Origin of the sequence: Ureibacillus sp. FSL K6-0786, assembly GCF_037965165.1 — a bacterium.
Classification (GTDB): Bacteria; Bacillota; Bacilli; order Bacillales_A; family Planococcaceae; genus Ureibacillus; species Ureibacillus thermosphaericus.
Genome location: NZ_CP150191.1, coordinates 1039632 through 1056009 on the forward strand (window position 1 = coordinate 1039632; position 16378 = coordinate 1056009).

General features: G+C 41.0%; 13 protein-coding genes. 4 read left to right on the forward strand and 9 right to left on the reverse strand.

All coding sequences use genetic code 11. From position 1 onward, the window contains the following. Positions 1-26 precede the first annotated feature (26 nt). Positions 27-1190, forward strand: a complete 1164-nt coding sequence (gene trpB / locus NSQ18_RS05055; protein ID WP_339289277.1) for a tryptophan synthase subunit beta — start codon at positions 27-29, stop codon at positions 1188-1190. A gap of 128 nt (positions 1191-1318) precedes the next feature. Here trpB and NSQ18_RS05060 read toward each other — a convergent pair whose 3' ends face one another. The 3 genes from NSQ18_RS05060 to NSQ18_RS05070 all read right to left on the reverse strand — a co-directional run bounded on the left by NSQ18_RS05060 (position 1319) and on the right by NSQ18_RS05070 (position 4230). Further along, positions 1319-2272 (reverse strand): NAD-dependent epimerase/dehydratase family protein, encoded by a 954-nt coding sequence (locus NSQ18_RS05060; RefSeq protein ID WP_339289279.1) that lies wholly within the window; start codon positions 2270-2272, stop codon positions 1319-1321. A gap of 143 nt (positions 2273-2415) precedes the next feature. Then, on the reverse strand, positions 2416-2733 hold the full coding sequence (locus NSQ18_RS05065) for a YolD-like family protein (RefSeq protein ID WP_016837326.1): 318 nt from the start codon (positions 2731-2733) through the stop codon (positions 2416-2418). 198 nt (positions 2734-2931) lie between these two features. Then, positions 2932-4230: a UV damage repair protein UvrX gene (locus tag NSQ18_RS05070; protein WP_339289281.1), complete on the reverse strand. Its 1299-nt coding sequence runs from the start codon at positions 4228-4230 to the stop codon at positions 2932-2934. An 862-nt stretch (positions 4231-5092) separates the two neighbouring features. Between NSQ18_RS05070 and NSQ18_RS05075 the strand changes: the two genes are divergently transcribed. Beyond that, a complete protein-coding gene (locus NSQ18_RS05075; RefSeq protein ID WP_339289283.1) occupies positions 5093-5548 on the forward strand; it encodes a hypothetical protein in 456 nt (151 codons plus the stop codon). Here NSQ18_RS05075 and cas9 read toward each other — a convergent pair. From cas9 to NSQ18_RS05105, 6 genes are all read right to left on the reverse strand, one after another. Beyond that, positions 5545-6549 carry a type II CRISPR RNA-guided endonuclease Cas9 gene (gene cas9, locus NSQ18_RS05080; protein ID WP_339289284.1) on the reverse strand — a complete coding sequence of 335 codons (1005 nt, stop codon included), beginning with the start codon at positions 6547-6549 and terminating at the stop codon, positions 5545-5547. The two genes, NSQ18_RS05075 and cas9, sit on opposite strands and share 4 nt — an antisense overlap. A 233-nt stretch (positions 6550-6782) precedes the next feature. Next, positions 6783-8153, reverse strand: a complete 1371-nt coding sequence (locus NSQ18_RS05085; protein ID WP_016837332.1) for an RsmB/NOP family class I SAM-dependent RNA methyltransferase — start codon at positions 8151-8153, stop codon at positions 6783-6785. 693 nt (positions 8154-8846) lie between these two features. Then, a complete protein-coding gene (locus NSQ18_RS05090; protein WP_339289286.1) occupies positions 8847-9899 on the reverse strand; it encodes a DUF4179 domain-containing protein in 1053 nt (350 codons plus the stop codon). Continuing rightward, complete coding sequence (locus NSQ18_RS05095) at positions 9883-10425, reverse strand: sigma-70 family RNA polymerase sigma factor (protein WP_339289288.1); 543 nt, start codon at positions 10423-10425, stop codon at positions 9883-9885. The genes NSQ18_RS05090 and NSQ18_RS05095 overlap by 17 nt, the downstream gene beginning before the upstream one ends. 249 nt (positions 10426-10674) lie before the next feature. Further along, complete coding sequence (locus NSQ18_RS05100) at positions 10675-10818, reverse strand: hypothetical protein (RefSeq protein ID WP_172597779.1); 144 nt, start codon at positions 10816-10818, stop codon at positions 10675-10677. Positions 10819-11283: 465 nt separating this feature from the next. Further along, complete coding sequence (locus NSQ18_RS05105; RefSeq protein ID WP_339289290.1) at positions 11284-12078, reverse strand: carbon-nitrogen family hydrolase; 795 nt, start codon at positions 12076-12078, stop codon at positions 11284-11286. 160 nt (positions 12079-12238) lie between these two features. Between NSQ18_RS05105 and NSQ18_RS05110 the strand changes: the two genes are divergently transcribed. Beyond that, a complete protein-coding gene (locus NSQ18_RS05110) occupies positions 12239-13429 on the forward strand; it encodes a pyridoxal phosphate-dependent aminotransferase (protein WP_339289292.1) in 1191 nt (396 codons plus the stop codon). A 192-nt stretch (positions 13430-13621) separates the two neighbouring features. Further along, on the forward strand, positions 13622-16216 hold the full coding sequence (locus NSQ18_RS05115; protein WP_339289294.1) for an AAA family ATPase: 2595 nt from the start codon (positions 13622-13624) through the stop codon (positions 16214-16216). Positions 16217-16378 lie beyond the last annotated feature (162 nt).

The window sequence follows — 16378 nt, forward strand, 5'->3', positions numbered from 1 at the left end:
ACACTTTGAAAAAGGAGTTGTAAATCTTGAGCAAAACTTTAATTAAAAATGGTTACTATGGAGATTTTGGTGGCAGCTTTGTTCCAGATGAGGTACAAAAAGTGCTCGACCGAATTGCAGAAGAATTTGCGAAAGTTAAAGACGACCTAACTTTCAATGAAGAACTAAACTATTACTTAAAAGAATATGCTGGCCGTGAAACTCCCCTTTACTTTGCTAAAAACTTAACGGAAAAATTGGGCGGAGCGAAAATTTATTTAAAGCGGGAAGATTTGAACCATACAGGATCCCATAAATTGAACAACGTGTTAGGTCAAATATTGCTTGCTAAACGCATGGGGGCAAAAAGAATTATTGCAGAAACGGGAGCTGGACAACACGGAGTTGCCACTGCGACAGCTGCTGCGATGTTCGGAATGGAATGCACGATTTACATGGGCGCAAAGGACACGAAACGCCAAGCTTTAAATGTGTTCCGCATGGAGCTTCTCGGTGCTCAAGTAGTAGCGGTGGATAAAGGAAACGGCTTATTAAAAGAAGCGGTAGATGAAGCCTTCCTTGATTTAGTTAATAACTATGAAAATACTTTCTATTTGCTAGGCTCTGCTGTAGGCCCTACTCCATATCCTGAAATTGTGGAACATTTCCAATCAGTGATTAGCCGTGAAAGCCGCGCTCAACATTTAGAAAGAGAAGGCAAACTTCCAACAGCTATTATCGCTGCTGTCGGTGGGGGCAGCAATGCAGCTGGTGCTTTCTCCCATTATATTAATGATGAAAATGTGCGCTTAATCGGTGTGGAACCTGCAGGCGCTGCAACCCTTACGAAAGGTTCTCCTGGCATCCTTCACGGCTTCAAAAGCTATGTCCTTCAAGATGAAGAAGGCAACTTGTTCGATACAAATTCCATCGCTGCCGGTTTAGATTATCAAGGGGTTGGACCACTACACGCCTACTTGCATGAAACAGGCCGCGGCGAGTATGTTGCGGTCACAAACGAAGAAGTATTAGAAGCATTCCAAACGTTATCCAAAACGGAAGGTATTATTCCAGCTCTTGAAAGCTCTCACGCCGTTGCCTATGCTCTGAAATTGGCACCTACTTTATCACCTGAAGATAGCATTATCGTTAATATTTCTGGCCGTGGTGATAAAGATGTACAACAAGTATTTGAATTGCTGAAAAAATAAGGGGCTGTTCGAATTCGAACTCCCCTTTTCTTATGCAATTTTTTCGTTAAGAGAAGTCGCAAAGTTTCGGAACTTCTAACTCTCCTTTTTCTTTACGTATCATATATAAATAAAATCCCTTTTACGTGTTATAGTGTCGTTTTGCTTTTAATGCCTCCACCGATTTTATCAAGCATATCGATTGTCATTGTCGTTAAATCATAAGTTGCCTTGAATCCCCAGTCAGCAATCGCTCGGGAAGAATCGATGGAATTTGGCCAACTTTCCGCAATACTTTGCCGCACCGGATCGACGTCATATTTAATTTCAAAATGAGGAATATGTTTTTTGATTTCCGCTGCAATCTCTGATGGATCAAAGCTCATTGCGGAGATATTATAGGCATTGCGAACAGTTAGTTTGGCAGGATCTGCTTCCATTAAATCCACAATCGCATTCAATGCATCAGGCATATACATCATATCCATATATGTTCCTTCTGCAATATAAGAAGTATAACTTCCCTCATTTACCGCTTTATGATAAATTTCCACCGCATAATCCGTCGTTCCTCCTCCAGGTGGTGTTCCTGGTGAAATTAAACCTGGGAATCGAAGACCTCTTACATCAACACCGTAGCGTAAGTGATAATAATCGCATAGCAATTCTCCTGCTACTTTATTCACGCCATACATGGTCGTCGGCCGTTGCAATGTTTCTTGTGGTGTATCGATTTTCGGAGTAGTTGGTCCAAAGACTGCAATAGAACTCGGATTAAACAATTGCATGTTTAATTCTTTTGAAACCTCTAACGCATTTAATAAACCGCCCATATTTAATTCCCATGCAAGGATTGGTTTAATTTCTGCCGTTGCGGAAAGCAATGCTGCCAAATGAATCATCGTATCTGCATTAAATCTTTTCGCCACTTCGTACATTTTTAATGCATCGAGCACATCCAACACTTCAAAGGGACCGTCATGATTTTTGTCTTCTCGAATATCCGTTGCTAGTACATTATCTTTTCCGTATTCAAATCTGAGTTTTCTCACCAATTCCGAACCAATCTGTCCAAGCGCACCTGTTACAAGAATTCTTTTCATCTTGCCCCTCCTCTGGTGAATTACAGGCTTAAAAGCGACATTCTCACGATTCGCGAACAATATAAATTATGTTGTAAACTATTTATATGCCAGTGCTTTTTGTTGGGCTATTCTTTTGACTAGAGGAAGGGATTTTTCTATTTTTATTCCATAATCGTAATGCCATAGATCGATTCAAAGGAGAAGGTGCGGCCATCTTCGAATGTACAGCCATGTTCAGCATGGAGCTTGGCAATCTTCCCTGTCGCTTTGAAGATGCGCCCCTTGTGCCAAATTTTTAATTCGACTTCATAGCGATTGGTGAAGGCAATGAGCAGCTGTTCGTTTAAATCTTGCAATGCCCCTTCATCAAGAGTTGGTTTTTCTTCATATTTATCTTTTTCTCTCCATTCCCGGAGTACTTTCACATGTTCCGGAAGCATCATGGCATTCCATTTAATATTTCCACGATCTCGAATCACTTTCTCACCCCTTTTACACTCCATTTGTTGCAGGTCGTTGGAGGTGTGTTTGGGCATAGCAAGTTTCTTCCTTTTTCTCTTCGTTCGAAGAGATAATCCGCCTCTTGCTAGGGAACATACCTCTACAATTTGTTATATTCGCCGAGGAGTTAATCCGCCGTCTTCTCAGACATACACACAACAAGCCGCGTCCTCCTTCTATTTCTTATGTCCACCAAGAAGTTGAGCTCTCTCAAGGGCCGTTCCTGCTTCTGTATAAGAAACCGCACGAAGCACAGCAGTGGGCCCTATTTTAGAGCGCAAAGTATCCATTACCGCGCCAAGTTTTCGCCTTTTCCATTTTTGCTGGTCAAAAAAACTTAATTGCATGGAGCGTTCCGTTTCAAGTTTAGAGAGACTGATAGCAAGTTGTCTTACAGGGCGTTCGGCATAAAACTCATCAAGCAATTCTTTGCATACTTCATAAATTTTCATCGTATCATTCGTTGGTTCATCGATTGTTCGGGAGCGATAAAATCCTCCTCCAAAGGCATCTTTGCTGTAATTCACACCAAGAGAAACCGTTCTTCCTACTTGATACGCTTCCCTTGCTCGCCGCGCCACATCTTCACACATTTCTAAAATGACGGTAAGAATTTCGCTGCGTGTGCGATAATCCCGCATAAGCACTTGCCCTTTGCCGAAGCTAATTTGCCCTTCTGCAAGTGGCGCACCAAGAGGGGATAAGTCAATTCCCCAAGCGTGATAGTACAATTGATTTCCTAAAATACCGAAGCGCTTTTCCAGCAGTTGTAAATCGGTTTGCGCTAAATCTCCTACTTTGAAAATGCCCATATTATTTAACGTGCGTTCCGTGCGTCGACCAATTCCCCACATTTCAGAAAGGGGCGCCACAGGCCATAATTTTTTCGGAACATCTTCATACGTCCATTGAGCAAATTCTGTTTTCTTCGCCTCTAAATCAAGAGCTAGTTTTGCCATGAGCATATTCGGCCCCATCCCTACCGCACTCGGAATTTGAAACTGGCTATATATTCTTTCTTGAATGTATTTAGCAGTTTTTTCAGGTGGCCCCCAAAGTTTTTCCGTGCCTGTTAAATCAACAAAACTTTCATCAATGCTATATACATGAATCGCTTCTTTCGGTACGAATTGATTGATTAAATTCGTAATCTCCATCGACATTTGCACGAAAAATTCCATTTTCGGTTCGAACAATTTAATGTCTGGATGTTTGGGTATTTCATAAAGCCTGGAGCCTGTTTTGATGCCAAATCGTTTCTTCATCGGTGGTGATGCAGCAAGCACGATACTGCCCTTTTGCTCAAAATTGCCCACCACCGCTATCGGCACTTCCATTGGATTTAAATTGTGAAGCATCGCCATGCAGCTAGCATAAAAGCAACGCATATCAATGCAAATGATCGAACGGTTTGGGAGATGTTGATATAATTCTTCTGGGCTAAAGTTCGTGTAGTTGAATGTATTTATGCGCATACTTAACCACCTCCCTATTTTATTATACAAAGGGAACATTTGTTCTATAACTCATTTTAAAACGAGACCATTGAGACGACAAGTGAGATTATATGGAAATAGGAGGATAAGGTTGGGGATTGGATTGAGGATGTTACCTTCACAAGCGGACATGCTATTTAGATAAGTTGAGGGGTTATCTGCACAAGGGAACATTTTATCTGAACAAGTTGCCGCGCTATCTGAACAAGCGGACACCCTATTCGCACAAGTTGACGCGCTATCTGAACAAGCGGACGTGTTATCCGAACAAGTTGCCGCGCTATCCGAACAAGCGGACACCCTATTCGCACAAGTTGCCGCGCTATTCGAACAAGAGGACACCCTATTCGCACAAGTTGCCACGCTATCTGAACAAGAGGACACCCTATTCGCACAAGTTGCCACGCTATCTGAACAAGTGGACGTGTTATCCGAACAAGTTGCCGCGCTATTCGAACAAGCGGACACCCTATTCGCACAAGTTGCCACGCTATTCGAACAAGTGACACGCTATCCGAACAAGAGGACACCCTATTCGCACAAGTTGCCACGCTATCTGAACAAGCGGACGTGTTATCCGAACAAGTTGCCGCGCTATTCGAACAAGTGACACGCTATCCGAACAAGTTGCCGCGCTATCCGAACAAGTGACACGCTATCCGAACAAGAGGACACCCTATTCGCACAAGTTGCCACGCTATTCGAACAAGAGGACACCCTATTCGCACAAGTTGCCACGCTATCTGAACAAGCGGACACCCTATTCGCACAAGTTGCCACGCTATCTGAACAAGCGGACACCCTATTCGCACAAGTTGCCACGCTATCTGAACAAGAGGACGTGTTATCCGAACAAGTTGCCGCGCTATCCGAACAAGCGGACGTGTTATCCGAACAAGTTGCCGCGCTATTCGAACAAGCGGACACCCTATTCGCACAAGTTGACACGCTATTTGAACAAGCGGACGTGTTATCCGAACAAGTTGCCGCGCTATTCGAACAAGAGGACACCCTATTCGCACAAGTTGCCACGCTATCCGAACAAGTTGCCGCGCTATCCGAACAAGAGGACACCCTATTCGCACAAGTTGCCGCGCTATCCGAACAAGAGGACACCCTATTCGCACAAGTTGCCACGCTCTATCTGAACAAGAGGACACCCTATTCGCACAAGTTGCCACGCTATTCGAACAAGCGGACACCCTATTCGCACAAGTTGCCGCGCTATCTGAACAAGTGGACGTGTTATCCGAACAAGTTGCCACGCTATCCGAACAAGAGGACACCCTATTCCTAAAGGCAGACAATCATACTAAGTGAAATCATGACTGAAGAGTACAGAAACGGTTGTACCTTCTTTTGTTTTGGCAGCCCTTTATATTTTAAAATTCGATCTATTGTAACCTTCTGGCCCTTCTTAACAATTTCTTCAACTATATATTTTTTATCTTCCTCAGTTAAATACTCCCCATTTACTTGCAATTTATTTAAGTCACCGTTTAATAAATCATACAATTCCGCTGTAAATGACATTTTTGCAATGCGAGGTTGATCCGAGAAATAAGTACATTTCCCTCTCATTTTCTCAATCATCGACATTTCATGGAATTTCCCATTTTTTATAAAATATCTACCGTAAATGGTAGGAGATTTTTTAGATCCAGGGCCATCATAATAAGCTCTTCTTTTTTGAACTAACTCAATATACTTTTCAATAAATTCATCATTGATTTCTTGATGGAATTGGGCTTGTCTATTTAAAATAGCTCTTGCTTCCTTTATATAATCTTCCGTGCGGAAACGGTTCTCATGGGAACGAACTAATCCTTTTTTCAATCTTTCAAACTGTATTTCACAAACATATTTTGTTTCTAGTTCCTTACTATTTCTTTTTAATTGTTCTTTTGTTGATAATTCTCCACCCGTTTTTTCTTCTTCTAAAGGAGCATCTAGTACGGTACCCCTTCTTTTTACAATGTGATAAAGACCAATTGCTAATTCTTCCAACGATACTTTTTCTTTTAACGCTTTGTATCTAATTTCATATGGATTTCCTGTGCCGATGCAATTTGTCGGTATACCAAACTCTTCAAATAATTTTTTAGCTCGCTCTAATCGATGGTTTCTTCTTCTTTTTAATCTTCTTGCCCCCCGAAATCCACGTCGCTCTTCATTGGCATTTCTCGTTGCTTCCTCAAATAGTCTGACACCCGCATCAATTATCTCCATTTTTTCAGTGTCAATAATCCCCCAACCAACTGATGATACCCCGATATCCAGACCTAGTACTTTACTCATAACTCCCCTTCCTTCACTAATTATTTATACTTATATATTATCCTATAATTTACATCCATTGGAAGGAAATTTACAATTTTATAAATAAAAACACCCCCCAAAGCCAGAGCAGCCTCGAGAGGTTAATTCTAATGTATGTAGAATTTTGAATTTGTTGCTACATGTAACAGGAATTTCATTCTTCGCGGTGAAAGTTTAGCGTTATTCCCCCAACTCTTTTCGTAAGATAAAAACTAATTCCCCATCCACCGCAGTCCTTTTGGGTAATGGTTTTTCATCATATTCCCCGCGAGTTTTCCCCAACCAATCGAATAACCATCAACGGTGATTAAGTGCCATCCTTTTGGACCGCTAGCTTGTAAAACTTCTCCTTTCAAATAGGAAATGATTTCATCCGAATCCGCGGAAAGATTCGATACGCTTTTTGCTTCATCCTTTCGTAAAGCCAAGGCAAGGGCATGGGAAGGCTCGAAGCGGTTCTTTTTGAACGTTCCTAAATGCAATCCTGGACGGAGCACCTTTAATTTTTCTAATGTTGGTACTTCTTCAGGCAATCCATACAATTGGTCGTTGAAGGCAAGGAAATATCCAAAAGGCATGATATTTAATGTTTCGCCGGCAAAATCCTGGTACGCCTTCATCATTTTCGGGTCCAGTTTTTGTTTCGGATACTTTATGCGAGGCGCCTCGTCCCCGTCCTTCTTTTTTAACACCGCAATATAATGCCCTTCCCCTTTCACAAGATGAGGCCATATGCGAATCGTTTGTTCAATATTTGAGGCCGTATTTTCCACCCAATCCGCTCTTCCTTGGCTAAAGCCTTCATACACTTCCACTTGTTCAATCTCGAAGTGTGGATACTTTTCAAGAAAGCGGCTGATCGTTCCTTCATTTTCTTCTGGAGAAAAGGTGCACGTAGAATACACAAGACGACCACCTGGTTTTAACATGCTTTGCGCATACTCAAGAATATCGTCTTGTCTATTGGCACAAAGAGTTACATTGTCGGGACTCCAATGCAAGCGAGCCTCTTCATCTTTTCGAAACATTCCTTCTCCAGAACAAGGGGCATCCACTAAGATTCGATCAAAAAAACTTGGGAAACGCGTTGCTAAACGTTCCGGTGTTTCATTGGTCACGATGGCATTTTTGATGCCCATTCGCTCGACGTTTTGCGATAAAATTTTTGCCCGTTGCGGATGGATCTCGTTCGAAACAAGCAGCCCTTCTCCATTCATTTTCGATGCAAGATGTGTAGTTTTCCCGCCCGGTGCTGCACATAAATCGAGAATGTATTCCCCTGGTTTGGGATCTACCAATTCCCCTACCGCCATCGCACTTGGTTCTTGGATATAATATAATCCCGCTTCATGGTATGGGTGTTTTCCTGGACGTTCATTGTTAGGATAAAAATATCCTTCCTTGACCCAAGGGATTTTCTCAGTCGTAAAAGGGTTAATTTGTAAAAATTCATCTATTGAAATCTTTAGTGTGTTAATGCGCAAGCCTTGATTTTTTTCTTCTTCGTAACTTCGAATAAACGCATCATATTCATCTTGTAATAATGTTTGCATTTTGTCTTTAAAGGTTTGTGGTAGATTCAATTTGTTCACCTCAAAAGTTTAGTGCCATTGAATATATTATCATTCATTTTAAATTTTGGGGTGGAGAACATGTTTTTATTTACAGTATTTATGGCTATGTTTACTGATATTGTGACAATATTGCCACGTTTTATAAATATATTGACAGTCCATGTTTTTAACGGATTTGTGGTTAGAGTGAAAGACCGTTTCACCAAAAGCTTCATACTTTCGAACCCATTGTTTTAAAGTGCTTTGGTGAATTTTATATTGACGAGCAAACTTTTCAAATGAATAATCTCCCGTTAAATATAAATGAATCAGTTTTTACATGAACTTTTTAGGATACTTGTAAAAGGTCATAATGAAAGTCCCCTATTAGGTCAGATGAATTTTTATTTTTTCATCTGTCTACCTAATAGGGAGCATATCAAGTCGATAATTTTTTTGAACAGCCTTAATTCTTAAAGTAATATTTTCTTTAAATCCTTTGCTCCTGTGGTGGTCACATCAAACGCACCTCCTCGCCGCATTTTATCTGCGGCTAAGCATGTGCGACTGCCGCAATTTATCTGCGGCGAAAGCATGTGCGACTGCCGCAATTTATCTGCGGCGAAAGCATGTGCGACTGCCGCAATTTATCTGCGGCGAAAGCATGTGCGACAGCCGCAAAGGGGGCGTCTCAAAATGACTTTTCAGACACCCTTTCAATTATTAAGGTATTTTCACTGTAAATGATTCAAATTTAACGTCTTTTACTGCACTATAATCCTTTTCGATATATTTTCCGTTTTCATCTACCCCTCCACCACTAGATGGAATCACTAAATATGGGGTAATGGTTAATTCCGTTACCTTTGAGTCAATTGGATCAAATTGCTTTGTACTTTTATACACGATGGTATCTTTCATTCTTTCCCCTGTCACTCCACCTGAAAGGTTTGTCAGTTTGTTACCATCTTGGTCTACTACTCGGAAATCGATATAATGCCCTCTCGTTTTATCAAAATCGCTCTCTTTTTCAGAACTCACAAAAGATACACTGACACCTGTTTTACTTATGGACACTTCTGTTACCGTAAGTTGTATGCCATCTACTGTTTGTTTATGTTGAACAGGAATTGTTTTTATGTCTTTTATTTTTTGGATTGGTGTTGAGAAATGCCATTTTTCACCCTTTTCTCCTTGAAGCGTTAGCCCCAGTTCAAATTGGTCAGGCATGTCTTCTGTAATGTTGATCGTTTGAATGGCTGTACGAGTTGTTGATGATACTATTTCTTCTCCATAAGAACCTGTAACTGCTTTGGGCGATTTTCCATTAATTGTAATATCCATACCAGAACCGAAATAATGTTCACCTAATTCCCTTTCAGACTCAATAATGAGGCCGATTGTAATATTGCTTTGATCATACAGAACTTCATTTAAAGTAACGGATATTCCATTAACCGTTTGTGTTTCGCCAATTTCGTCGATTAACCCTTCTTGGTAGGCATGTTGTAAACCAATAAAGTCGGAATCACCAAAAACAGAACCAATTAACGGTATTTTCGATAAACTCGTTGCAATCGCAGGAGAATATTGAGCTGAAATGAATAATCCAAATGCTGCAGCGACACTGCTTAAAAGATAAGTTATTTTTCTTTTATATAAAGGAGTTTTCACCTTTCCATCTATTTGCTCTTGTGCTTGAGCAATTCCAGTTCGAATCGCCAATCGAACTTCATCTTGCGGAAACACTTCGAAACGATCATATTGTTCTTTCATTGAACTTATAACTCCTTTCTAATTCATTTTTTAAATGTTTTTTTGCTCTTCGCAAATAGGTTTTGATTGTTCCAACCGGTTTTCCCATCACTTCGGCAATATCCCGAATGGACAGGTCGTGATAGTAAAATAAAATAATCGAAGTTTGATACGATTCATTTAATTTTGATAACGCTTCACCTAAGTGAAAAGAATCAGCTGGTAGCTCCTGTTTGTGATCCATTTTCTTTAATAACTCCATTTCATCGTACGGAATCATTCGATTGCGTTTCTTTAATAATTGGTAGCATTCACGAATGAGAATTCTAAAAAGCCATGTTGAGAAATATTCGGGATTTCGCAAATCTTTAATCGCTAGAAATGCTTTGCAAGCTGTTTCTTGTATGACGTCCAGTGCGTCTTCTTTCCTTCCTACATAGGAAAGCGCTTTGTAATAAAGCATTTGTTCTTCCTTAATTAGCAATTGTTCAAAGGCTGTCGCATCTCCTTTGATTGCTTTTTCTACTAGTTCGATATCATGTTTCACTCTCTTAATCCTCCTTTCATTAATTAGAGCTTCAGGGATAATGGAAAAGTTTCAAAGGATTAAAGTTTTTTATCAACAGTTAAAAAATCCCTATTTCAGAGATCTAATAATTGCCAACTCCTGAAAAATCATCGCCATTCGAAAAAATTACGTCCACTCAAGATTCGATAACCAAATCGAGTAGGAGGGAGCGATTAACTCCCGTCCTCTCACACCACCGTACGTACGGTTCCGTATACGGCGGTTCAATTAAGATGATTGACGCAAGTCTTTATAACTTCCGTGAATAGCTGTTCTCTTTATGCCAGTGGTCACTCCACCCTCCAAGAGGTCTCCCACGGGATTCACCGCTTCCTTCCTCAAGTGAGGTACTACGTTTTCTGTGTTCATCATGACTCACTGAATGCCAAGGGCTATTCTCTCTTAATTGTTCGGTCCTTCTTAGTAGTTCTAAACCAACTAATACTATGACCTCTGCTGACTTCTGACGGTTCAGCTACTTATCACTAAGTAGGTTATGAAGCGTACTTCACATATCCGCCAGACCTCCCCGGGTAAGAATGTAATCTTTCCTTCCATCTATCTGCTTCATTTACTCTGTACCACCTTTGGCAGAAAGGACTTTGTTTTGTTTAGCAAACTCATCCAATGATACCTAGCCTTATATGAAGTTCGTGTTCCTCAGACCGGAAGTTTGCCGCTCGCTTCCTTCAGATTCCGCGTCACCACGGACACCCTTGCGTTAAGCTAACTGTTACTTCTGCCTTCACAGTTCGGGACTTACACCCTATAGATTACACCCATGCCAGGCGCACTAAAAAACCGAGCAATTTCCTACATTGCTCGGCTCACTTTCCTTTACTTTTGCTCTACTACTTTCCCATATAATTCTGGACGGCGGTCGTCATATACCGGAATTCGTGTGCGGACTTCATCCACTTTTGAGAAATCTACGTCAATTATCGCCAACTCCTCATCTTCTGCACCAGTCCATAACACTTCACCCCAAGGTTCAATCACCATTGACTGTCCATTAAAGTTTTCCGGTTTGCGGGAAATTCGATTTACTGCCACAACAAAACATTGATTTTCAATGGCACGGGCTTGCAAAAGTGTTTTCCAATGATCAATTCTTGGTGTCGGCCATTGAGCAGCAACGAACAACACTTTTGCTCCCGCTAATGCATGGGCGCGAAGCCATTCAGGGAAACGGATATCATAGCAAATCACCGCCGCTGCCGGAAGATCTCCCAAATCAAAGCGGTTCATGGATTCGCCAGCTTCTAAATATTTTTCTTCATCCATTAATCTAAATAAATGAACTTTACTATATTCACTCAATAATTCCCCATCGCGGTTCACCACATACATCGTGTTATAAAATTTTCCATTTTCTTTTGTCGCTACAGAACCACCGATAATATGTATTCCTAGCTCACTGGCAAGGTGTTGAAGAAAAGCTTTTGTGCGGTTGCCATTTTCATCTGCTAACTCCTCTAATTTTTCAAGAGCATATCCTGTATTCCACATTTCAGGCAATACCACAATGTCAGCACCCTTACTTGCCGCTTCCCGAATCAATTGTTCCGCCCGCTCGTAGTTTTCCTCCACTTTCCCAAACCCGACATTCATTTGAATGCAACCAATTTTCATCTTGAATCCCCCTAGACAATTATTCAAGAAAATAATAATATTCCTACATATCTACTTATAATTATAAACTGGTATTTTCTTAAAATACAGAATGACAGATTTTGAGAATTCAATCAAGTTGTACATTCACCAACTAAATCAATAAGAAAAGAGGATGCACATGGAATTATCCTATAAACTCCAAAAACTTCCTACTCAATTTTTCGCTTCCCTTGTGCAAAAAGTGAATAAAGCGATTGCTGAAGGACGGGATGTGATCAATCTAGGACAGGGAAATCCAGACCGCCCAACACCTACTCACATTGTCAAGGCGCTTCAAGAAGCAGCAGCCGACCCTGATACTCATAAATATTCCCTTTTCCGTGGCATGCTAGAATTAAAACAAGCCGTAAGCAACTTTTACAAAAGAGAATACAACGTAGACATCGATCCAAATGAAGAAGTGGCCATTTTAGGCGGTGCAAAAGTCGGATTGGTCGAGCTTCCGTTGTGCGTGTTAAACCCTGGCGACTATATGCTGCTACCGGATCCAGGCTATCCGGACTATTTATCCGGTCCGGTGTTGGCGGATGTTCATTTTGATACAATGCCATTGCTTGAGGAAAATGATTTTCTCCCGGATTATAACACTTTACCTGATGAAGTGAAGAAACGGGCAAAATTGATGTATTTGAACTATCCAAACAATCCAACGGGCGCCACTGCCACTTTAGAGTTCTTCAATAAAACGGTGCAATTTGCAAAAGAACACGATATTACTGTTGTTCACGATTTCGCATACGGTGCCCTTGGATTTGACGGAGAGAAACCGGTGAGCTTCCTGCAAGCGGAAGGGGCAAAAGAAGTTGGAGTAGAGTTCTATACATTATCCAAAACTTATAATATGGCCGGCTGGCGTGTCGCTTTTGCGGTGGGTAACCGCGACATCATTGAAGCCATCAACTTGTTGCAAGACCATCTGTTTTGCAGCCTCTTCCCTGCCGTACAGCAGGCAGCCGCTTATGCATTGAACAGCGATCAATCTTGTGTGGAAGAACTGAGAAGCATTTACGAATCCCGCCGCAATGTGCTGGTGGAAGAAGCCCGTCGGATCGGATGGAACGTAAGAGCGCCAAAAGGCTCCTTCTTTGCATGGTTGCCGGTTCCGGAAGGGTTTACGAGCCAAGAATTTTCCGATTACCTATTGGATAAAGCGGATGTGGCAGTCGCAAGCGGCAACGGATTTGGCGAACATGGCGAAGGCTATATTCGGGTGGGGCTGCTTGTGGAAGAAGAGAGGCTCCGAGAAGCCATCCGCCGCATTGAAGCATTAGGGATTTTCCAAAAAGAAATAGCAAAAGTTCAAAAATGATATCACTCCCCTTCCCTTTTTTAAGCGAAGGGGTTAAATTTTTTACCCTCTCTGCCAGTCCTGCATCTCCAAAGATTCCCCCGACTGAATCTTCAATTGACAAAAAATTCAGAAATAAGATTGATTTTCATATGATTTTTCGCTTACGATATATTTACAAAGATTGCCTATTCCACAGCAAAGGGTGATAACATGACTGCCAAATATACAATCGCAGTTAAAGAAGGAATCCTCCATGCAAAGAAACTTGCTCGAAGCAAACAAAACTATCAACTGGATATTCCTCATCTATGGACCGCTTTATTACAGCCCAACAACTTTGCCTATAACTTTTATCAAGAATTTAATATTAATATGAACGAGCTTATTCAACTAGTAAATAAAGAAGTAGATAAAATCCCCTCTTTAGCAGGTACGAATATCGCTTATGGAGAAAAAGAAAGCCAACGACTAAAAAGGCTGTTTAAACAAGCGGAGATTGAAGCGGAACGGCTACGAGATCGCTTTATTTCTGTTGAGCATTTAATGATTGCTTTGTTCGAACAAGATTTTAATCCTATTACAAAATATTTAGCCGAACATCATGTAACGAAAGAATCCATATATGAAAAATTACATCAAACTCGAAACGGACAAATGGTCACATCCGACAATCAGGAGACGCTATACGACGCATTGAACAAATATGCAGTCAATTTGAATCAAAGATATGTAGATGGAAAAGTTGACCGAATCGTTGGAAGGGAAAAGGAAATCAATGATATTATCCGCATTTTAACAAGAAAAAATAAAAATAATGCGATTTTAATAGGCAGCCCTGGGGTTGGAAAAACCGCCATCGTTGAAGGGTTGGTTCAAAAAATTGTGAACAAAGATGTTCCAAATAATTTGCTCGATAAAGTCGTCTATAGTCTAGATATGGGCTCCCTTCTTGCTGGGGCTAAATATCGCGGGGAATTTGAAGAAAAATTAAAAGCCGTATTAAATGAAGTGAAACAATCAAATAATCAAGTCATCCTCTTCATTGATGAAATTCATACGATCGTCGGTGCGGGACGAACAGAAGGCTCCATGGATGCAGGAAATATATTAAAACCGATGCTTGCCCGAGGTGAACTTCGCTGTATTGGAGCAACCACACAAGATGAATATCGGGAATATATCGAAAAAGATAAAGCGTTGGAGCGCCGTTTCCAACGTGTGATCGTCAATGAACCGTCGATTGAAGCAACCATTGAAATTCTGCGGGGCATTAAAGAGGATTATGAATTGTATCACGAAACCCTTATCACCGATGAAGCCATCGAAGCGGCCGTCAAACTTTCAAAACGCTACATCACCGACCGGTATTTGCCGGATAAAGCCATTGACTTGATGGATGAAGCCAGCGCAGTCAAACGGATTTCCTTAAATGAAGTCCCCCACTCCATCAAAAAAATCAACGAACAAATTTTGCAAGCAAAAATCGCCCTTTATAAGCATGAGTTGGAACCCGACCCGGCATTTGACCGGCATACATTTGAACAACAGCTAAAAAATTTGGAAACCGAAAAGGAAAAAATGGAAAAGCAATGGGCCAAAGAGCTGGAAATGCTCCATTTCACGCAGCGGGAAAAAAGAAATTTGGCAAGATTGCATAAGTTATATGAAAAAGCGGTAAAGAATAATGAAGTCGGTCAAATCGTTCAATTGGAAACCGGTGACATTCCTGCATCCGAAAAGAGACTGAAAGAGCTGGAACAACAATGGGGTCTATTAAAGGAAAGCAAAACCTTTATCGATAATGTAGTGACCGCTGAAGATATCGAGCGCGTCGTGGAGAGACTAACTGGAATTAAAATTACAGGTGTCATGAAAAATGAACGGGAACGACTATTGAATTTGGAGAACGAAATACACAAATACATCGTGGGACAAGATGAAGCGGTGAAAAAAGTAACTCATGCCGTCTTGCGTTCAAGGGCTGGAATTAAAAACCCAAATAAACCAACCGGCTCCTTCCTGTTCCTTGGACCTACAGGTGTCGGCAAGACGAAACTGGCGAAAGTACTGGCAAAAGTGTTGTTCGGTACAGAGCTGGATATGGTACGGCTGGACATGTCAGAGTATATGGAAAAACATGCAGTCGCAAAACTCATTGGTCCTCCGCCGGGATACGCCGGCTATGACGAAGGGGGCCACTTGACGGAGGCGGTCCGGCATCGGCTCCATTCCATCATCGTTCTCGATGAAATCGAAAAAGCCCATCCGGATGTTTTCAACATTCTATTACAAGTGCTCGATGAAGGAAGACTTACGGACTCCCAAGGTAGGACGGTGGACTTTAAAAATACAATTTTAATTATGACAAGCAATATCGGATCGAAACTACTATTGGATTCGATAGAAAAATATAATGTTATTACATCTGAAGCAAGACAAGCGGTCATTAACGAATTGCGCTCCCATTTCAAGCCGGAATTTTTAAACCGGATTGATGAAACCATCATTTTCAACCCATTGGTGAAAGAACAAATGGTGGCAATTGCCGAAATCATGATGAAAGAACTCAATGAACGATTAAAAGAAAACAAATTAATTCTTCACACGACTTCGGAAGTCATCCAATGGATTGCGGAGAATGGCTACGACCAAATTAATGGCGCACGGCCAATTCAGCGGTTTATCGTCCAACATATTGAAACACCACTGGCTCGGGATATTATCGCCAATCAAATTGAAGAAAATGTCCGTATTACTATTTCCATCAAAAATAATGAACCAGTTTTTCTTTACGAACCGATTTAATTTCAACTTTCAAGTAGGAGAGGAATACCCCTATTCCCTCTCCTTTCCTAAAATTCCATCCCATAAATCTCAAAAATAGTTATTTTCAGCAACGAGATTACAATAATTCTCAAAAAGTACTATAGACGGATTTTTTTTAATTCGCTAAAATTAATTTACAAT